Genomic DNA, 20349 nt, shown 5'->3' on the forward strand with positions numbered 1-20349 from the left:
ATAATTGAAAACTGAGACTGAAAACTAAAATTATTCATATCGTAAAGCCTCAATAGGATCTAATTTTGATGCTTTAATGGCGGGGTATAGTCCAGAAACCAGTGCAACACAAAAACTGGTTCCAAAAGCGGCAAAAATCGCCATCCACGGAATCACAAACACAAAACTCATGGCTGTTGCAATAGCAAAACCAAGTAAGATTCCCAAAACGATTCCGACCAAACCTCCAATTTGTCCGATTAATAAAGTTTCGATAAAAAACTGAAAAGCAACAGTTGATCTTTTTGCTCCTAAAGCTTTACGGACACCAATTTCGCGGGTGCGTTCTGTAACCGAAACAATCATAATATTCATTAGAGCAATAGACGATCCTAAAATGGTGATTACAGAAATAGTCCACGCTGCTATTCCTAGATATTGAGTTATGTTTAGAATACGGTTTATTAAATCATCGCTTCGAACCACGCCAAAATTATTATCACGTACCGGACTTAGTTTACGGACTCTTCGCATAGTGCTTGTCGCATTATCTATAGCTTGATCTAAAACTTCTTTTTTAGAAACCATTACGCTAATTGTATAATTGATGTTTGGAGCTGTGAATAAAGATCTCGCAACCTGAATTGGGATTAAAACACGTAAATCTTGACTGTTTCCAAATGTTGATCCCTTTTCTTTCAGAACGCCAATTACTTTAAATCGTGCGCCACGAATAGAAATTACTTTGTCAATAGGATTTATATCTTTCAAAAGTCCTTTTTCAAAATCAGAACCTACAATGCAAGAATAGGTATTGTTTTCGATATCAAACTGATTAAAACTTCTTCCTAAGCTTGTCTCTAGTCCCGAATTGGTAATAAAATGCTCATCAACGCCAACAATTGTAATTTCAGGATCTGTTTTTTCTCCCAGATATTTTACTTCGGCAGTTGTAGTGGCAGTAAAAGATAAAGAAGTTTCGGTAAATGGATATTTGTATTTGTTTTTGAAAGCAACCGCTTCAGGATACGAAATAATAGGATTGATTACTTCACGCTCTTTTCCTCCTCGGTTACGGACTTTATTCTCGTATTGATTAATATTAAAAGTATTGGCTCCCATAGAAGCAAAATCGGTAGAAATTGTATTTTCTAAAGCAGAAACTACTGTAAGGATGCCAACCAAAGCGGTAATACCGATAGCAATAATTAAAACGGTAAGAATAGTACGCAGAATTTGTGTTTTGATAGAACCAAAAGCAATTCGGATATTTTCTTTAAATAATTTTAGCATCATAACCAATTTGTCACGAAAATACGGTTTTTGTTACAAGTTTGTTTTCGAAGTGTTATTATTTATTTTAAAAAGTAAGATATTTGCAGACTTAAATTAAGTCGAAAGTTGGAAAGTTATAATGGCGAAAGTCTAAAGCGCCAACAATCAAAAAAAACATAAATAAATTAATTTTAAAGGTTTTTGAATTTAAGTTTCAAAAGAAATCTAAAATCTAAAATCAATAATCTAAAATAAAAAAGATGGCTTCAAAACCAAGTATACCAAAAGGAACAAGAGATTTTTCACCAGCTGAGGTGTCAAAACGTCAATATATTATTCAGACTATAAAAGCGAATTTTGAAAAATTTGGTTTTCAGCCAATTGAAACGCCTTCGTTTGAAAATTCAGATACCTTAATGGGGAAATATGGAGAAGAAGGAGATCGTTTGATTTTTAAAATTTTAAATTCAGGTAATTTTTTCTACAATAAAAGTAAAATTGAGTTGCCAGAATCAATCGAAGAATTACAGTTGAATTCTGCTGAAAAAATAACTTTAGAGCAAAGAATTGAGTTGAATAAATTCACAGGAAAAATTTCTGAGAAAGCGTTGCGTTACGATTTGACCGTTCCGTTTGCAAGATATGTTGTGCAGCATCAAAGTGAAATTGAGTTTCCTTTTAAGAGATACCAAATTCAGCCAGTTTGGAGAGCTGATAATCCGCAAAAAGGACGTTTTAGAGAATTCTTTCAATGTGATGCCGATGTTGTTGGTTCAAAATCGCTGTGGCAGGAAGTTGAATTGGTTCAATTATATGATACTGTTTTTACTTCTTTAGGTTTAGAAGGCGTTACAATTAAAATCAATAACAGGAAAATCTTATCTGGAATTGCTGAGGTAATTGGTGCTTCAGATAAATTGATTGATTTTACCGTTGCGCTTGATAAACTAGATAAAATTGGAGAAGATGGCGTTAAAAAAGAAATGATCGAAAAAGGAATTTCTGAAGAAGCGTTGGTAAAAGTACAGCCGCTTTTCAGTTTTTCAGGAACTTTTGCGGACAAAATTGCGCAACTTTCGGACTTATTGTCTTCTTCTGAAGAAGGAATGAAAGGAGTTGAAGAATTAAAATTTATTTGCGACAATGTGGCTGATTTAGGTTTGTCAACCGCAACCTTAGATTTAGACGTGACATTAGCTCGTGGTTTAAATTATTATACTGGAGCTATTTTTGAAGTTGCAGCACCAAAAACTGTAGCTATGGGTTCTATTGGCGGTGGCGGAAGATACGACGATTTGACGGGTATTTTCGGTTTGAAAAATATGAGTGGTGTTGGAATCTCTTTTGGATTGGATAGAATTTATTTAGTTCTTGAGGAATTACAATTATTCCCAGAAACTGTTGCCGCTACTTCGAAAGCAATATTCTTGAATTTTGGAGACAAAGAAGCTTTGTATGCTTCAAAAGCAATTCAGAAATTAAGAAAAGAAAACATAAAAGTAGAGCTGTATCCAGATAATGTAAAAGTTGGTAAGCAATTTCAATATGCAGATAAACGTTTAATTCCTTTTGCAGTATTGGTTGGAGATCAGGAAATTAATTCGAATTCATATACGCTTAAAAATTTAGTGACAGGAGAACAGGTTTCTGTAGACTTCGAAGGATTGAAAAAAGCTTTGCAGGCTTAACTGTTTGGGGTTAAGGTTTTTGTTTAAGATTCCGCAGATTTAAAGGGATTTCTTTTAAAATCTCTTCGCAAAATAGTTGCCAGAGAAGAAAAAAAACTCTTAATTTGCCAACCTTAAGTTACGGGCGTAGTTCAAGGGTAGAATAGCGGTCTCCAAAACCGTTGATGGGGGTTCGAATCCCTCCGCCCGTGCAAAAAAAAGTTTTTTATAACAAAGAGCGCAAAGATTTTAAAAGTTCACGAAGCTATATAATAAAAGCTTTGTGAACTTTTTTTGTGAGTTTCAAGAACAAAAAAACTTAGCGTTCTTTGCGGTAAATTCTTCGCTCAACAGGCTACGATTTATTTTTTAATGGAAAAAAAGTATAAAAAAAGCTTCGTCTCTGTAAGACGAAGCTTTTTTTTAATATAAGGTAAACTTGAATTAATAATTATTTAGAGGCCTAAGCCAACCCTTAAATTCAATTTTTGGTGGTAATAATTTGTGTTTTATTGGACTCAAAGATAAGATAAACTAAAACGTAATAGTCTTAAAATTATAATAAATTTTTCTAGCTTGCGAACGTTTTTTAAACGCCTCAAAATTAATAAAGTGACAATTTGACATTTTATAAGATTTGGCAGTACTTTTGCAATCCAACAGAAAGAAATAAAAAATGAAGTTTAAGAATATTTTTAAAAATAAAAGTAATATGACTACGGAAAATACAGAATTCGATCAGGAATTAGACGATGTAACGTTAGAGAACAATGCCAACGGAGAGCAGTTAATTGTTGAAGAATTAAGTGTTGAGGAGCAATTAGCTAAAGACTTGGCTCACGAAAAAGATAAGTTTTTGAGATTATTTGCTGAATTTGAAAATTACAAAAAAAGAACTTCAAAAGAGCGTCTTGAATTATTTAAAACGGCAAACCAAGAAGTTTTATTGGCTATGCTCCCAGTTTTAGATGATTTTGATAGAGCCGCTATAGAGATCAACAAATCTGAAGATGAAAACTTGAAAAAAGGCGTTGAGCTAATTCATGAAAAACTGAAAAGTACTTTAGTTTCTAAAGGCTTAGAGCAAGTTGAAATTCAGGCAGGAGATGCTTTCAACGCTGATATTGCTGAAGCAATTACCCAAATTCCAGCACCATCTGATAAATTAAAAGGGAAAGTTGTAGATGTAATTGAAAAAGGATACAAGTTAGGAGAGAAAATTATTCGTTACCCTAAAGTTGTAGTTGGAAACTAAAAGCAATTAAGATTCTGAAATTCAATTTTTAAAGATTGGAGATTGGAGTTTTAGATTTAGAATTTAACCTAAATTATGAAAAAAGATTTTTACGAAATACTAGGCATTTCAAAAAATGCTGATGCTGCTGAAATTAAAAAAGCTTACAGAAAAAGTGCGCTTAAATACCACCCTGATAAAAACCCAGGCGACAAAGAGGCAGAAGAAAACTTCAAATTAGCGGCAGAAGCTTATGAAGTTTTAAGTGATCCGCAGAAAAAAGCGAAATACGATCAATACGGTCATCAAGCATTTGATGGTTCTGGCGGATTTGGCGGTCACGGAGGTATGAACATGGATGACATTTTCAGCCAATTTGGTGATATTTTTGGTGGCGGATTTGGAGGTTTCGGTGGCGGAGGCGGAGGCCCTCGCCGTGCGAAAGGAAGCAATCTTCGAATTAAAGTTAAACTTACTTTAGAAGAAATTGCAAATGGAGTTGAGAAAAAAGTAAAAGTAAAACGTAAAGTTCAGGCAAAAGGCGTTACTTATAAAACTTGTACCACTTGTAACGGGCAAGGTCAGGTAATGCGAGTAACAAATACCATTTTGGGAAGAATGCAATCTGCATCTACTTGTCCTACTTGTGGAGGTTCTGGCCAGATTTTAGATAAAAAACCTTCTGAGGCAGATGCTCAAGGAATGGTTCAGGAAGACGAAACAGTATCAATCAAAATTCCTGCTGGAGTTGTTGACGGAATGCAGTTAAAAGTTGCCAACAAAGGTAACGATGCGCCAGGAAACAGTATTCCAGGAGATTTAATTGTTGCGATTGAAGAAGTCGAGCACGAATTCTTGAAGCGTGAAGGAGAGAATGTTCACTACGATTTGTACATCAGTTTCCCTGAAGCAGTTTTAGGAGCTTCTAAAGATATTGAAGCAATCAACGGAAAAGTTCGCATTAAACTAGAAGAAGGAATTCAGTCTGGAAAAATTTTAAGATTAAAAGGAAAAGGTATTCCAAGTTTAAATGGTTACGGAAGCGGAGATTTATTGGTTCACGTAAATGTTTGGACCCCAAAAACATTAAACAAAGAACAAAAACAATTCTTTGAAAATGCTTTAAATAACGAGCATTTTACTCCAAGTCCAGAAAAGTCTGAAAAATCATTTTTTGAAAAAGTAAAAGACATGTTCTCTTAATCTGAACTTTTTTTAAATGTTATAAATAATAAAAACCCATTCTAGCATAAAATAGAATGGGTTTTTTGCGTAATATGACACAGATTCGCTACTAATTATTTACTTTTACAGTCGCTGAACCGTAATGAGTAAAGTGACGCAGTAAATCCTTAAAAATAACATGAGTAACTTACTTGAAGTACATAAAGTCATAAAAAAATATGGCGACTATGTAGCACTTAACGAAGTTTCATTAAATGTGCCTAAAGGCAGTATATATGGACTTTTAGGTCCGAATGGAGCAGGAAAAACTTCCCTTATCAGAATCATAAACCAAATTACAATGCCTGACAGTGGTGAAGTAATTTTGGATGGAGAAAAATTACAGCCAAAACATGTGCAGACAATTGGCTATCTGCCAGAAGAACGTGGTTTGTACAGCTCAATGAAAGTAGGTGAGCAATGTCTTTATCTGGCTCAGATGAAAGGTCTTTCTAAAGCCGAAGCCAAAAAACAGTTAGACTATTGGTTTGATCGTTTGGGGATTCAGGGATGGTGGAATAAAAAAATCCAAGAGCTTTCTAAAGGAATGGCGCAGAAAATTCAGTTTGTGGTTTGTGTTTTGCATAAACCAAAACTTTTGATTCTAGATGAACCGTTTTCTGGATTTGATCCTGTAAATGCTAACATAATTAAAGACGAAATTCTGGCATTAAAAGAACAAGGTTCTACCATTATTTTTTCGACACACCGAATGGAAAGTGTAGAAGAATTATGCGAGAATATTGCTTTAATTCATAAATCAAATAAACTGATAGAAGGAAAAGTTGTCGATGTAAAACGCCAATTTAGAACAAACAGTTTTGAAGTCGGAATTTTGACTAATAATGTTGAAGGTTTGATGTATGATATCACTCAGAAATTTACGGTTTCGCCTGCTAGTTTTAAATCTTTAAATGATGATTTAAAATTAAATATTCAGATTGGAAACGCAAGTCCAAACGAATTATTGAATGTTTTAACACAGCGTGGACAAGTAACACATTTCGTTGAAAAAATTCCGAGCATAAACGATATTTTTATCCAAACGGTTACTGAAAACAAAATTTAAAAATTCCAATATAGAAATTCCAAATTCCAAGCTTGTAAATTGGAATTTAAAATTTGAAAATTAATTATTTATGAGCATCATCTCGTTGATTATAAAAAGAGAATTTATTGCTAAAGTCCGCAATAAATCTTTTGTTGTCATGACATTTTTGAGTCCGCTTTTATTTGTAGCTATAGCTGTTTTTATTGGCTATTTAAGTTCTATGAAAGCAGAGACAAAAAGAATTGCCATTCATGACGAAACTGGAATTTTTGTTTCAGATTTTTTAAAAGAAAATAAAAAAGGAGCCGAATTTAAATATGTAAATCTGTCCGAAATTGAAGTGAACGCTTTAAAAGACAGTATTACAAAGGAGAATTTCAATGGATTAATTGTTATTCCGAAAACAAAAAACAGAAAAGATTTAGAAAGTAAAATCGAATTTATTTCTAATAATAGTCCGAGTATTTCTTTTATTGAAAACACGCAGGATATTATTGCTAGTAAAATCACGAAACTAAATCTGGAAGAAGAAAAATTGGATACTGTGGCGATTCAGAAAGCACAGTCAAATGTCAATATTCATTTGGTTAAGGCTTCTGGAGAGGAAAGCTTAAAAGGTTTAAACGAAATTAAAATCGGAATTGGCGGTGCCTTTGGCTATTTAATTATGATGTTCATTATCATCTATGGAAACATGGTAATGCGAAGCGTAATCGAAGAGAAAACAAATCGAATTATAGAGATTATTATTTCATCTGTAAAGCCGTTTCAGCTTATGATTGGAAAAATTGTTGGAACTTCACTAGCTGGAATCCTGCAATTTATAATTTGGGCTATAATTGGTTTAGGATTAATGTTTGCAGCTTCGGCATTTTTTGGAGTAAATGTTGGACCGACAGCAAGAATTTCACCAGAGATGATGCAAACGGCTCAACATCAATTTTCAGGTTCTGCGCAAATGTATATTGCAGAATTATGGAATCTGCCAATTGCAAGCATTATAATTGGTTTTGTAATTTATTTTATTGGAGGATATTTTTTATATAGCTCATTTTATGCGGCAATTGGAGCAGCGGTTGACAATCAGACCGATTCTCAGCAGTTTTTATTGCCAATTTTAATGCCTCTGATTTTGAGTGTTTATATCGGATTTTTTACTGTAGTAAATGATCCTCACGGAACTGTTGCCGTTGTATTTTCGATGATTCCGCTTACATCGCCAATAGTTATGTTAATGCGTATTCCGTTTGGTGTGCCGTGGTGGCAAATTGCAATTTCGGTATCATTATTGTTTGCTTCATTCTTCCTTGTTGTCTGGTTCGCAGCCAAAATTTACCGAATAGGTATTTTAATGTACGGCAAAAAACCAACGTGGAAGGAATTGTATAAGTGGCTAAAATATTAATTTTTTAAAGGTGCTAAGATACTAAGGTGCTGAGATGCTAAGATTTTTTTAGCTTCGTAATAAGTAACCTCAGAACCTTAGTATCTTAGAACCTCAGAACCTTAAAAAAAATGAGTAAAATACTAATTGTCGAAGACGAAGCAGCGATCAGAAGAGTTTTGGTAAAGATATTATCAGAAGAAAATGATACCTATCAGGTTGATGAAGCCGAAGATGGAGTTGCTGGACTTGAAAAAATAAAAAACAACGATTACGATTTGGTTTTGTGTGATATCAAAATGCCAAAAATGGACGGTGTTGAGGTTTTAGAAGAAGTAAAAAAAATAAAACCAGAAATCCCGATGGTAATGATTTCGGGGCATGGCGACATGGAAACTGCAATTCAGACTATGCGTTTGGGGGCTTTTGATTACATTTCGAAACCGCCAGATTTGAATCGTTTGCTAAATACAGTTCGTAATGCTTTAGATAAAAAACAATTAGTAGTTGAAAATAAAATCCTAAAGAAAAAAGTCAGTAAAAATTACGAAATGATTGGTGATAGCGAATCAATCAATCATATCAAAGTAATGATCGATAAAGTGGCTCCAACGGAAGCCAGAGTTTTGATTACTGGACCAAACGGAACGGGAAAAGAATTAGTAGCGCATCAACTACATGAAAAAAGTGAGCGTGCTGGTTTTCCTTTAATCGAAGTAAATTGCGCGGCGATTCCAAGTGAGTTGATCGAAAGCGAATTATTCGGACACGTAAAAGGTGCCTTTACATCGGCAGTGAAAGATCGTGCCGGGAAATTTGAAGCTGCTGACAAAGGAACTATTTTCTTGGATGAAATTGGAGACATGAGTCTTTCGGCGCAAGCCAAAGTTTTGCGCGCGCTTCAAGAGAATATGATTACCAGAGTTGGTGCCGATAAAGATATAAAAGTCGATGTTCGTGTCGTTGCTGCAACCAATAAAGATTTAAAAACAGAAATTGCCGAAGGTCGTTTCCGTGAAGATTTATATCATCGTCTAGCTGTAATTTTGATAAAAGTTCCGCCATTGAATGAAAGACGTGACGATATTCCTGCTTTGATTTCGCATTTTGCCGAAAAAATTGCTTCAGAGCAAGGAAATGCGGTAAAATCATTTTCTGCGCAAGCTATAAATTTATTACAGGAATACGATTGGACAGGAAATATCCGTGAACTGCGAAATGTGGTCGAGAGATTAATCATTTTAGGTGGAAACGAAATATCTGAAACAGATGTGAAAATGTTCGCAAGCAAATAAATGCTTCGCGCTTTAGGCTATAAGCTTTAGGCTTTAAGCTTTTATAGAAACTAAATAATTTTTGCTTACAGCGTATAGCTTAAAGCTTAAAGCTCAAAAAAAAATGAAACTAAAAAAAATAAACGAGAAATTACAAGACGCCTTAATTGAAAATGGTTTAACAGAAGCTAATGCTTTGCAGCTGGAAACTTTTTCAACGATAAAAAGCGGTGCAGATTGTGTGATTATTTCTCCAAAAGGAAGTGGAAAAACAACAGCAATTGTTTTAAATGTTATTCAGCAATTGGCTGGTAAAACGGAAGAATCTCCTCGCGCTTTAATCATTGTTGAAGACAAAGCAAAGGTTTTAGAAATGGTTGAACTTTTTGAGAAATATGGAAAATATACCAATTTGGAAATTTATGGCGTAAACGAAAAAGGCGACATGGATTACGATAAAAATTATGTTTCTACTGGGATTGATGTTTTGATTGGAACACCGACCAAATTAAACGATATGTTTAGTACGGCAGGATATAACGTAAATCGTCTAAAAATGTTTATTCTAGATGATGCAGATCCGATTTTGAAGTTACGTCATGAACCTAAAATTATGCGTATCTCAAATAGCATTGCCAAAACACAACGTTTGATTTTTGCCGAAACTTTAACAGAACGTGTCGAAATTTTGGCAGATAAAATCATGGTTGAACCTTATTTGTTTGATATGGACGAAGACGGAGAAGAGCTTGATGAAGACGAAGACGATATTGAAGAAGAATAATTTACAATAAAGTTTTCAGTCCCGGTTTTCAGTCTCAGTAACTGAAAAGCGGGATTTTTTGATTTAGAAATTAATAGAATAAAAAAATAAAACGCTATGGGATTAATGAAAGTATTTTCTGGAAGTGAAGTATTAGCAATTGCTTTACAGGAAAGATTAGAAGAAGCTGGAGTAGAAACAGTAAAAAAAGATAATATTCAATCGGCTCGTTTAGGAGGTTTTGGCCAGACAGATTTGGCTGTTGAGGTTTTTATACAAGAAACCGATTTTGCCAAAGCAAATCCGGTTATTGAAGAATTTAGAATGAGCCTTTAAAAAGTATTCAGTCGCAGTTTTCAGTTTTCAGTGTGGAACTGTGACTGGAAACTGCGACAGCAAACTGCAAACTAAAAAAAATGCAATACAAAATGTTAGTGCTCGACATGGATGACACCTTGTTGACAGACGATCATAGAATTTCAGATTTAAATAAAAAAGTAATATTAGAAGCACAAGCAAAAGGCGTTTATGTTGTTTTGGCTTCTGGAAGACCAACTACAGCAATGACAGCTTATGCAAAGGAGTTGGAATTGGATAAAAACGATTCGTATATGATTTCGTTTAATGGAGCAATAATTAGCCGTGTCAAAGACGATTTGGTTTTGTTTGAACAAAAGCTGACTGTAGAGCAAATTCATGCCCTTTATGATTATAGTGTAAAGAATAATGCACATATTATCACATACTTGGATGATGAGATAATTAGCGAAACAGATTCTGAGTTTATAGAAGTCGAAAAAGAAATTACCGGAATGGCGCATCATAAAGTTTCAAGCTTTAAAGATTATGTAGACAGACCGGCAGTTAAATGTATTTTGTTGCAAGATCCAACTCATTTAAAAACCTTAGAAAAAGATTTAATGGAGGCAATGCCACATTTAAGTGTTTCGATGTCTAAACCATTTTTCTTAGAAGGGGCTCAGCAAGGCATTGATAAAGCGGCGAGTTTGAAACTTTTAGCTGAAAAGCTAGGAATTCATCAAAGTGAAATTATCGCAGTTGGAAACGCAGGAAATGACTTGACCATGATAGAATATGCTGGTTTAGGAGTTTGGGTTGATAATGTGACACCAGAATTGCGTGATAAAGCCGATTTAATCGTAGCTTCAAATAATGATGATGGTGTTGCTGAGGTAATAACACGTTATATTTTAAACTAAACTAAAATGAAAAAACCAATTGAAACGGAACGTTTGCTTTTACGGGAATTAGAACTTTCTGATGCTGATGGAATGTTCGAATTGGATTCTAATCCTAATGTGCATTTGTTTGTTGGCAACAGACCCGTAAAACATATTGATGAAAGTATTGAATATATCAAATTTGTTCAGAAACAATACAAAGATCTAGGAACAGGACGTTGGGCTGTTGTTTTGAAAGAAACAAACGAATTTATTGGCTGGTCTGGAATTAAATTTATTATAGATGAAATCAATAATCACAAAAACTTTTATGAGCTAGGATATCGTTTTATCGAAAAGCATTGGGGAAAAGGTTATGCAACTGAAGCAGGAAAAGCTTTTATTGATCATGCTTTTAATGAAATGAAAGTAGAAGTGCTTTATGCTTTTGCAGATGCTGGAAACGAAAATTCTAGAAAGATTTTAGAAAAACTAGGTTTCCATTTTGTGAACTCTTTCGAATATCAAGAAGAATTAGAAGTTTGGTACGAACTTAAAAATCCAAACTCAAACTAAGAAATGCATTCCAAATCTTTACATACTTAAAAGTCAGTAAAGATTTGGAAACAAATCAGAGTTATAATTATTTTTTAGCTACAGAAACAAAATATTTATTTCCGTCACCCATAGTTAATTTTACACGCTCGTCGCAAAGATCGATTGCAAAATTTGCACTTTCGTAACAGCTGCAAGTTGTATTTTTGTCTTTAGACATTTCTGTTTTACAGTTGTTGTTTTTAAAACTTGCCAATTGTGGTGTGTATAAGCTAACCAAATCAGTAGAAGCAGTTACTAACGAAATAATACTTGCAGAATTGTTATTTGTAATTCTGTACACAATTCTATCGGTATAATTTACTTCGTTAACAGTTACTTTACGAATGTAGGTATAAGCTGTAGATCCTTCACCTGGTTCTTTTACTTCAAATTTAAAACCAACAGCACGAATAGCAACGTCAAATTGCTGCTGAGAGTTTAAGCTTGCCCAAGATGTTAATGTGCTAATAGAAGGAAATGGATTTGCATTTGCAGCTGGAGCATTAGTTTGCGCTTGCGAACTAAAAATGGTTAAGAACATCAAGCAGATTGTGGGTAAAAATGCTTTCATAAAGTGGTATTTGTTATTATAATTGTTGCCTACTCTCTTTGGTTTTCGGCTTTCCCATTTCATTTTGTAACACAAAACAACAACATAACGAGTAAAATTCAAAATTGTTATGACTGAATTATTATTAAATTAATTAAAGGGTACTAAAATTCTTTAATATGAATTTATTGGCAACTCGATTCATAACAATGGTAAATGTAAGAAATTTTGAATTTAAAACAGAAAAAAACGTATTTAATCGATAAAATTTGCGTTTGGTCGATTATTTTGTCATTTTATTCTTATTTGAAAGCCAAAATCTGAAAAAATGCAGGCTTTTACTTTTTTAAAAATAAAATAAAAAAATTAAGTTTTTTAATGTTTCTAAATTAACGTTAGCGCAAATTATTGATTGGAAGTCCATTAATTGCTTTCTTTTGATGAATATTGTTTGTAAATTTGCAGCCTTAAATTTTTTGACAACGATTTCATTAATTTAAGACAGATTATGGAAAATAGAAAGAAAGTTGCCTTTTATACGCTGGGTTGTAAACTGAATTTTTCAGAGACTTCTACAATTGCCAGAAATTTTAATGACGAAGGTTTTGACCGCGTTGATTTTGAAGAAATAGCAGATATTTATGTCATTAATACTTGCTCTGTAACAGAAAATGCAGATAAGCAATTTAAGCAGGTAGTTAAGAAAGCAATGAAGCTAAATGATAAAGCTTTTGTTGCTGCTGTTGGCTGTTATGCTCAATTAAAACCAGAAGAATTAGCCGCGGTTGATGGGGTTGATTTGGTTTTGGGAGCTACAGAAAAATTCAAAATCACCGACTATATTCATGATTTGAGTAAAAACGATATGGGTGAAGTTCACTCATGTGAAATTGCCGAAGCCGATTTCTACGTAGGAAGTTATTCTATTGGAGATCGTACTAGAGCATTTTTAAAAGTTCAAGACGGTTGCGATTATAAATGTACATATTGTACTATTCCGTTGGCTCGTGGAATTTCTAGAAGTGATGCTTTAGAAAATGTATTGAAAAATGCCAAAGAAATTTCGGCTCAAAATATCCGCGAAATTGTTTTAACAGGTGTAAATATTGGAGATTACGGAAAAGGGGAGTTCGGAAACAAAAAACACGAACATACTTTTCTGGATCTAGTACAAGCTTTAGATAAAGTAGAAGGAATCGAACGTTTGAGAATTTCATCAATCGAACCGAATTTATTGAAAAATGAAACAATTGAATTCGTATCGAAAAGCCGCACTTTTGTTCCGCATTTTCATATTCCATTGCAATCAGGAAGCAATGATATTTTGAAATTAATGAAACGTCGTTATTTACGCGAAGTCTATATTGACCGTGTCAATAAAATTCGCGAAGTAATGCCTCATGCTTGTATTGGTGTTGATGTTATTGTTGGTTTCCCTGGAGAAACAGATGAACACTTTTTGGAAACTTATCATTTCTTAAACGAATTGGATATTTCATATTTACACGTATTTACATACTCAGAAAGAGATAATACTGAAGCGGTAGATATGCCAGGAGTTGTTCCTTCAAATGTGAGAGCAAAACGCAGTAAAATGCTTCGTGGCTTATCGGTTAAAAAGCGTCGAGCTTTTTATGAAAGCCAGTTAGGAACAAATAGAACGGTACTTTTTGAAAGTGAAAATAAAGAAGGATACATTCATGGATTTACAGAGAACTACGTAAAAGTAAAAACACCTTGGAATCCAGAATTGGTAAACACTTTGCAAGAAATCAACTTAACTAAAATTGATGAAGATGGAAGTGTGCGTTTGGAGTTTTTGAATAAACTGGCGGAAGCTTAATTATTTCACAGAGATACACCAAGATTTCGCAAAGATACACAAAGTTGATTTAAAATTGCGATGTCGAAGAGACGCGTTGTAGTGTGTGCACAAACATAAAAAAACAAGAAAGCTCTTTTAATTCATAAAAGAGCTTTTTTTATTATACTTCTTCGCGAATCTCTGCGAAATCTTGGTGTATCTCTGCGGTAATAAAATCAATTATCACCAATAACCAATTTCAAAGAATTAATGTAATCGGTATCAAATTCTATAACTCGAATTTTTTCGGGATTAAAATCTAATTCTCCTCCAAACTGACCTTTTGTGTCTAGAAAATCAATTGTCAACTCTTCGTCATTCAATTTTATTAGTTTTCCTAAATAAGCAGATTTAGATGATTTTTTGGCGATTTGAAAAATGCCATATTTTTTTGAAACATAATCAATAATTGAAGCTAAATCTTTGATTGGGATAATATCATCAGAATTGATTTTTAAGCCTTTCAAACGAATTACTTTTTCTGTAAAGGCCAGATCATGATCTCTATTTACAGCTTCAATGTTTTTATTTCTCAAAATAACAAAACCATCCAAAACAAAATCTACTGGATTATTTCGAAGCAAAATCCAATCATCAGAATAATCAATTAAAAATCCGCTGAAAATTTCTTTTTTATCCTGAAATTCTATTTCGACCAATTGTCTTAAATATTGTTCCATTGTATTTTTTTAAAAATCCAATACTTAAATTCCAAATTCCAATTGCAGTTGAAATTTAAATTTTAAGTTTAGGATTGGTTAGAACTTTGTCAAAGTTTTAAACTTTGACAAAGTTGGTCAGATTTCTTTTGAAGGCTTTAATATTTTAAATTCCAATATTTAAATTCCAAATTCCAATTGCTTTGAGATTGGAATTTGGAATTTCAAAAATTTGGAATTTAATTTTTAAGGATTAGTAGACCAAATACTGCTATTCTTAATAAAGACTCTTCGGTTTAGTTTTAATTGAGCAATAATTAAATCTGCCATATCTTCAGATTGCATTACTTTTTCCGGGTTTCCGTCAGTTAAATTTAGATCTTTTGCCATGTCAGTGGCAACTGTGCTTGGAGTTAAAGCGGTAACGCGAATGTTGTGTTTTCTCATTTCTTGCATCAAAGAATCTGTTAAACCTAAAACGGCAAATTTTGAAGCGCTGTAAGCACTTGTTAGAGCGTTTCCGTTTAATCCAGCAGTAGATGAAATATTAATGATATCGCCAGTTTGTCTTTCGATCATGTTTGGAATTATCGCACGGGTTGTGTAATATGTTCCCATTAAATTTACTTGAATAATTCTTTCCCAAGCTTCTGGTTCCAATTCTAAGAATTTTCCAAAAGAAGCAATTCCGGCGCTATTAATTAAGATGTCGATACTTTTAAATTCTGCGATTGCTTTTTCAGCAGCAGCATTTATAGAATTGATATCAGAAACATCTGCAGACAAAGCCAAAGTTTTTACGCCAAGTTTAGCAGTTTCTGCAGCCAGCTCATCAACATCGTTTTGAGTTCTTGAAACCAAAATCAGGTTTACACCTTCCTTTGCCAAAGCAATTGCCACAGCTTTTCCTATTCCTTTTCCTGCGCCTGTAATAAAGGCGTTTTTATTTTTTAAGTCGGTCATGATTGTGTTTTTAGAAATGCAGAAAGCATCATTTTAAGTCTTACAAAAATAAGGTTTTGAAAACTAAAATGATGCTTTAAAAGGTATTCTTAATCTAAGTTTAACAACTTTTTGCTATTCTTTCAGAACCATGTCAATACACATTACGGCTCCTAAAATTAACTGTCTCAACGGACTATCAGCAGCAATTGTATCTTCAATCTGAAGAACATAATTATCGGCACTTGTAAAAAACTCTTTTCCTAATCCTGCCCATTTTTTACTTACTTGAGCCAATTGTTTGTTTTCATGAGAGAATTTAAAATCCCAACCGGTCCATTTTCCTTGAAGCGTTGCGACTGGTTTTTCGTTTTTGTCCAAAATGTCAAACTTTCCTCCAATTGAGAAGAATTTTTGTTTGAAAGTTCCAATCAAACGATCTTTTTCGTCCAAAACTTCAACAGTCGATCTAAAGATGGCAACACCTCTTCTTACGGTAATTAATTTGTCGCCAGAAGCAGTTGTAATTTCAACATTAAATGGAGTTGCTCTTTTGTAATCTGTAAAACGAAATACTTTTGTAAAGAAACCAAGATTGTTTTCTCGGCAGTTCATGATGATTTGATTATTTTCTGGATGATAGATATCGTAATTGTTTGCAGCTTTGAACATTCCAATATGTTCTTTTACTAAAAATAGATTTTGGCTTAAAATAGGATTCATACGTGTGTAAAAAAGTTTTAAAAATAAAGCCGCAAATGTAATACAATATTTATTAATTATACTGTTTGGAAGTTTCAACTAAACGAATAAACTCAGCTTTGTAGCCTTCGCCGTCGTTTGAATTTCCTTGTTTAGCCAGTTTTACAATTTCTTCAGTAGATTTATTGGCAATTAATTTTGAATCTCTCAATTTCAAGCCAAACCAAGCTACGGCAGAACTAAATTTCATATCGTCACTCGCTTTATCCAAAGCCACCGATTTATTTTCTATTACCTGAACCATTTCGATGCTTTTTTCTCCATCAGGTTTTTTATAGCGAAATTTGATTGTCGCCAATTCATTGCTGTAATTTGTAGAATTTGTTTCGGTTTTAGTGTATTTTAAAGGATCTGGCTGTTCTGCTAAATAATCGCTTTTTACACCCGCAGGAATAATTTCATACAACGCTGTTACGGTATGATTGCTTCCTAATTCGCCAGCATCAATTGCATCATTTTTAAAATCTTCTGGACGCAGTTTTCTGTTTTCATAACCAATTAAACGATACGCTTGAACTTGTTTTGGATTGAATTCAATCTGAATCTTCACATCTTTCGCGATAGCAAACATCGAACCCTTAAACTCTTTTCCTAAAAAACGATTTGCTTCCTGAATGTTGTCGATATAAGCATAGTTCCCGTTTCCTTTATCGGCCAAGATTTCCATTTTACTATCTTTATAATTTCCCATTCCGTAACCCAAACAAGTTAAGAAAACGCCTGTTTTTCTTTTTTCTTCGATTAGTTTCTCCATATCAGAATTAGAAGAACTTCCAACGTTAAAATCTCCGTCTGTAGCTAGAATTACACGATTGTTTCCACCTTTAATGAAATTTTCAGTTGCCGTTTTATACGCCAGTTCAATTCCTGCTCCTCCAGCTGTACTTCCTCCAGATTGTAATTTATCCAAAGCGTCGATAATCGTTTTTTTCTCATCTCCAGAAGTTGGCGGTAAAACCATTCCTGCAGCGCCCGCATAAACTACAATGGCAACTTTGTCTTTCGCGCGTAATTCGTTCACCAATATTTTTAAAGATTGTTTCAATAAAGGCAATTTGTTCATGTCGCTCATTGAACCCGAAACATCGATCAAGAAAACAAGGTTTGAAGCAGGTAAATCATTGGTTGGAATATTTTTTCCTTGTAAACCAATTTTTAAGATTTTATTGTTTTTATTCCAAGGCGAATCGCTCACTTCTGTGTTGATAGAAAACGGATGTTCATTTTTTGGCTGTGGATAAGTATATTTAAAGAAATTCACCATTTCTTCTACACGAACTGCATCTTTTGGAACTTGTTGTCCGTTGTTTAAAAAACGTCTGATATTCGTATACGAAGCATTGTCAACATCTATAGAAAAGGTAGAAAGTGGCGCTGTTTTTGGACTTTCGAAAGCATTTTCTACAAAAGTGTCATAATCTTCCTGAGTTGGTTCAGTTGGAATTGGAATGATATTTAATCTTTTGTCCAATTCTTTTTCTGTTAGGTTTTTGTAGATTTCATTTTTGGTTGAAATTACTACAACGCCATTTGACGCTTTATTTCCATAAATTGAAGTTGCTGCTTGATCTTTTAAAACCGAAACATTATCAATATCATTCGGATTAATTTTTGCCATTTGATTTGCTTTTGCAGGAACTCCGTCAATAATATACATAGGTTCATTTTTTGGAGAAACAGATTCATTTGCACGTATAGAAACAGTTGGGCTTGGCATATAAAGAGCATTGCTCGCAACTTGAACTGCTACAAGTTTTCCTTTAAGTGCTTTGTCGGCATCTTTTTTTTCTCTTCTTTTTTCGACACGAGCATAATTTCGGTCTTCATATTCAGAGTCAGAAGTTCCATAACCAACAACTACAACTTCATTTAAGGTCTGATTATCTGGTAGAAGTTTGATATTGATAATATTTGAATTTTGAACTTTTTGGCTTTGGTTTTTGTATCCAATAAAGCTGAAAACCAGCATATCGCCTATTTTTGCTTGAATGCTGTATTGTCCATTAAAATTTGTATAAACACTAGCTTTTGTGCTCTGATTGAAAATAGTTACACCTGGAAGCGGTTGTTTATTTTCGTCTGAAACGATTCCAGAAATCGTCCTTTCTTGTGCCATACTTACGAAACATATAAGCATAGCAATGGCTGATGAAATAAGTTTTAGACTTTTCATGATAATAAGTTTTAAGAATTAATGTTGAAATTTAACTTTGTCAAAGTTTCAAACTTTGACAAAGTTCTGTTGTGACCTGATTATTTTTTCGGAGCTGGTTTTCCGTTTTTAGTAGTAATTATAACAACTCCTTTTTTACCTTTTTCGCCATATTTTTCGGTCGCTTCAAGGTCTTGTAAAATTGTTATGGTTTTAATGTCTTGTTTGTCTAAAGGCGCATACGGACTTGTTGGATTTTTACCAAATAAATCATTTTCTGAATAGTAAATTCCGTCAATGATATACAAAGGTTCGTCAAGAACTACAAGCGAATCTAAATTTTCTGGCTGTAGATTCGGAAGCTCATTCTGAATCATTTTGTCTTTTTTGGTATCATTACTGTGTGCCAATGCATTTCCGTTTAAAACTACAAGAGGACTGCTTTTTTTTGCTTTTTGTGCTGGCGCCGCAGAGTAAGCAACTCTTGCAGACTCTCTTTGGGAATAACCTGAATAGCCCATATCTGGAGTTGCTTCTTTTTTTGAAGAAACATTATCTTCTTCATCAAAAGTTTCATTTAATAATATTGGAGCAGGCATCGTTGTTTCTTCCGCAATTTTTGATGTCGAAGCAGAATGAAAAGCTTCTGCATGTGGAACTGCTATTTCTTGAACAGCAACTCGTTGCTTGTTTTTAGTTTGATTTTCTAAAATTTTAACCGCTTCTTCGTTTGAAACTATCCCAGAATCTGAAGATGGAGTTGCATATTTTTGAATTAAAACAGGTTTTTGAGTTTGTTCTATTTCTTTTTCTTCCAAAACTACTTTTGGTGCTTCTTTCACTGCTTCTTTATCAGAATGTAAAAATTGAAAACCTAAAGAAAGTAATAATAGAAGAGAAGCCGCAACCGCTATTTTTTTCCATAATGCAATTGTTTTTTTATCTTCTTTTTTGTCCAGTTTTTCTTCTACGCGCGACCAGACTTTTTCCATTCCTGGAAAGTCTTGAAACTCGGCTTTTTGCGAAGCTTCTTTTATTTTATCGAATAATTTATCTTGATTGTCCATGACTATTTTGCTTTTTGATAATACAGTTTATTAACCAGTTCTTTCAGTTTGGTCTTAGCGGCGTTCAATTGTGATTTTGAGGTGCCTTCAGAAATCTTCAGCATTTCGGCTATTTCTTTATGGGAGAAACCTTCAATAACAAAAAGGTTAAACACTGTTTTGCAGCCGTCTGGAATGTGGTTTAATAAATTAAGTAAATCTTCTTCTTCTAAAGTATTTAGTTCGTCAACAGAAGGCTGAGAAATCAGCTTTACGTCGTCGAGATACATATTAAAGTTGGTTGCTTTTCTGATGGTGGCCAGACAATGATTTACAGTTATTCTTCTAGCCCAAGCTTCAAAAGCATACGCTTCTTTTAACTGATCAAGTTTGGTAAAAATAGTAAAGAAAGAATCTGCCAAAGCTTCTTCTATCTCTTCCTCCTTTTTTAAATATCTTTTGCAAAGGCGGTACAACTTTGGCGCCATGTATTCGTACACCTGACGCTGGGCATCGCGATGCATTTTTTTACAATTTGCTATTTGAGTTTCGTTTATCACAATTGTTGTCTTTCTTACATAGAGAGTTAAAAAGATAAAAAGGTTGGGAAGGGGTGAAAAAAAAAATTTTTAAGGTTCAGAGTTGCAAAGATTCAGAGTTGCAAAGGTTTTATTGTTGAAACGTAATTAAAATACTTTGTGTTTCTCTGCGAAAAACCTTTGAGAATCTCTGTGTAATAATTCTT

Annotated in this window: 19 protein-coding genes and 1 tRNA gene; 12 read left to right on the forward strand and 8 right to left on the reverse strand. The window is 33.6% G+C overall.

All coding sequences use genetic code 11. The features are described 5' to 3' along the window. Positions 1 to 30 precede the first annotated feature (30 nt). Complete coding sequence (locus AC5ZCW_RS06440) at positions 31 to 1275, reverse strand: ABC transporter permease (RefSeq protein ID WP_496118605.1); 1245 nt, start codon at positions 1273 to 1275, stop codon at positions 31 to 33. 239 nt (positions 1276 to 1514) lie between these two features. Between AC5ZCW_RS06440 and hisS the strand changes: the two genes are divergently transcribed. The 11 genes from hisS to AC5ZCW_RS06495 all read left to right on the forward strand — a co-directional run bounded on the left by hisS (position 1515) and on the right by AC5ZCW_RS06495 (position 11608). Continuing rightward, a complete protein-coding gene (hisS, locus tag AC5ZCW_RS06445; protein ID WP_281633663.1) occupies positions 1515 to 2942 on the forward strand; it encodes a histidine--tRNA ligase in 1428 nt (475 codons plus the stop codon). A gap of 120 nt (positions 2943 to 3062) precedes the next feature. Next, positions 3063 to 3133, forward strand: a tRNA-Trp gene (locus tag AC5ZCW_RS06450). A gap of 464 nt (positions 3134 to 3597) precedes the next feature. After that, positions 3598 to 4176, forward strand: coding sequence for a nucleotide exchange factor GrpE (locus AC5ZCW_RS06455; RefSeq protein ID WP_177212351.1), 579 nt, complete (start codon positions 3598 to 3600; stop codon positions 4174 to 4176). 75 nt (positions 4177 to 4251) lie between these two features. After that, entirely contained in the window at positions 4252 to 5358 is a 1107-nt protein-coding gene (dnaJ, locus tag AC5ZCW_RS06460; protein ID WP_496118607.1) for a molecular chaperone DnaJ, read from the forward strand. Positions 5359 to 5518: 160 nt separating this feature from the next. Next, positions 5519 to 6448 (forward strand): ABC transporter ATP-binding protein, encoded by a 930-nt coding sequence (locus AC5ZCW_RS06465; RefSeq protein WP_091133682.1) that lies wholly within the window; start codon positions 5519 to 5521, stop codon positions 6446 to 6448. Positions 6449 to 6518: 70 nt separating this feature from the next. Then, positions 6519 to 7835: an ABC transporter permease gene (locus AC5ZCW_RS06470; protein ID WP_343541197.1), complete on the forward strand. Its 1317-nt coding sequence runs from the start codon at positions 6519 to 6521 to the stop codon at positions 7833 to 7835. Positions 7836 to 7945: 110 nt separating this feature from the next. Next, a complete protein-coding gene (locus AC5ZCW_RS06475) occupies positions 7946 to 9109 on the forward strand; it encodes a sigma-54-dependent transcriptional regulator (protein ID WP_496118610.1) in 1164 nt (387 codons plus the stop codon). Between the two features lie 103 nt (positions 9110 to 9212). Further along, the gene (locus AC5ZCW_RS06480) at positions 9213 to 9872 is read left to right on the forward strand and encodes a DEAD/DEAH box helicase (RefSeq protein WP_496118612.1); all 660 of its coding nucleotides are present in this window, start codon (positions 9213 to 9215) and stop codon (positions 9870 to 9872) included. A gap of 96 nt (positions 9873 to 9968) precedes the next feature. Next, positions 9969 to 10187 (forward strand): putative signal transducing protein, encoded by a 219-nt coding sequence (locus tag AC5ZCW_RS06485; RefSeq protein WP_091133675.1) that lies wholly within the window; start codon positions 9969 to 9971, stop codon positions 10185 to 10187. Positions 10188 to 10267: 80 nt separating this feature from the next. Then, positions 10268 to 11071, forward strand: a complete 804-nt coding sequence (locus AC5ZCW_RS06490; protein WP_496118614.1) for a Cof-type HAD-IIB family hydrolase — start codon at positions 10268 to 10270, stop codon at positions 11069 to 11071. 6 nt (positions 11072 to 11077) lie between these two features. Further along, complete coding sequence (locus tag AC5ZCW_RS06495; protein ID WP_496118616.1) at positions 11078 to 11608, forward strand: GNAT family N-acetyltransferase; 531 nt, start codon at positions 11078 to 11080, stop codon at positions 11606 to 11608. A gap of 67 nt (positions 11609 to 11675) precedes the next feature. Here AC5ZCW_RS06495 and AC5ZCW_RS06500 read toward each other — a convergent pair whose 3' ends face one another. Then, positions 11676 to 12200, reverse strand: coding sequence for a hypothetical protein (locus tag AC5ZCW_RS06500; protein ID WP_281633656.1), 525 nt, complete (start codon positions 12198 to 12200; stop codon positions 11676 to 11678). Between the two features lie 487 nt (positions 12201 to 12687). Between AC5ZCW_RS06500 and mtaB the strand changes: the two genes are divergently transcribed. After that, positions 12688 to 14022, forward strand: coding sequence for a tRNA (N(6)-L-threonylcarbamoyladenosine(37)-C(2))-methylthiotransferase MtaB (mtaB, locus tag AC5ZCW_RS06505; protein WP_496118618.1), 1335 nt, complete (start codon positions 12688 to 12690; stop codon positions 14020 to 14022). Positions 14023 to 14219: 197 nt separating this feature from the next. On the opposite strand, the gene AC5ZCW_RS06510 is transcribed toward mtaB, so the two are convergent. From AC5ZCW_RS06510 to AC5ZCW_RS06535, 6 genes are all read right to left on the reverse strand, one after another. Continuing rightward, positions 14220 to 14723, reverse strand: coding sequence for a hypothetical protein (locus AC5ZCW_RS06510; RefSeq protein ID WP_496118620.1), 504 nt, complete (start codon positions 14721 to 14723; stop codon positions 14220 to 14222). A 225-nt stretch (positions 14724 to 14948) separates the two neighbouring features. After that, complete coding sequence (locus tag AC5ZCW_RS06515) at positions 14949 to 15665, reverse strand: 3-ketoacyl-ACP reductase (protein ID WP_496118622.1); 717 nt, start codon at positions 15663 to 15665, stop codon at positions 14949 to 14951. Positions 15666 to 15779: 114 nt separating this feature from the next. Beyond that, complete coding sequence (locus tag AC5ZCW_RS06520; RefSeq protein ID WP_343541205.1) at positions 15780 to 16367, reverse strand: LURP-one-related family protein; 588 nt, start codon at positions 16365 to 16367, stop codon at positions 15780 to 15782. Between the two features lie 52 nt (positions 16368 to 16419). Beyond that, positions 16420 to 18579, reverse strand: a complete 2160-nt coding sequence (locus tag AC5ZCW_RS06525) for a vWA domain-containing protein (protein WP_343541206.1) — start codon at positions 18577 to 18579, stop codon at positions 16420 to 16422. An 80-nt stretch (positions 18580 to 18659) separates the two neighbouring features. Continuing rightward, on the reverse strand, positions 18660 to 19625 hold the full coding sequence (locus AC5ZCW_RS06530; protein WP_343541207.1) for a hypothetical protein: 966 nt from the start codon (positions 19623 to 19625) through the stop codon (positions 18660 to 18662). A 2-nt stretch (positions 19626 to 19627) separates the two neighbouring features. Continuing rightward, a complete protein-coding gene (locus tag AC5ZCW_RS06535) occupies positions 19628 to 20128 on the reverse strand; it encodes an RNA polymerase sigma factor (protein WP_111289274.1) in 501 nt (166 codons plus the stop codon). Positions 20129 to 20349 lie beyond the last annotated feature (221 nt).

Source organism: Flavobacterium sp. PLA-DH12, from assembly GCF_059511845.1.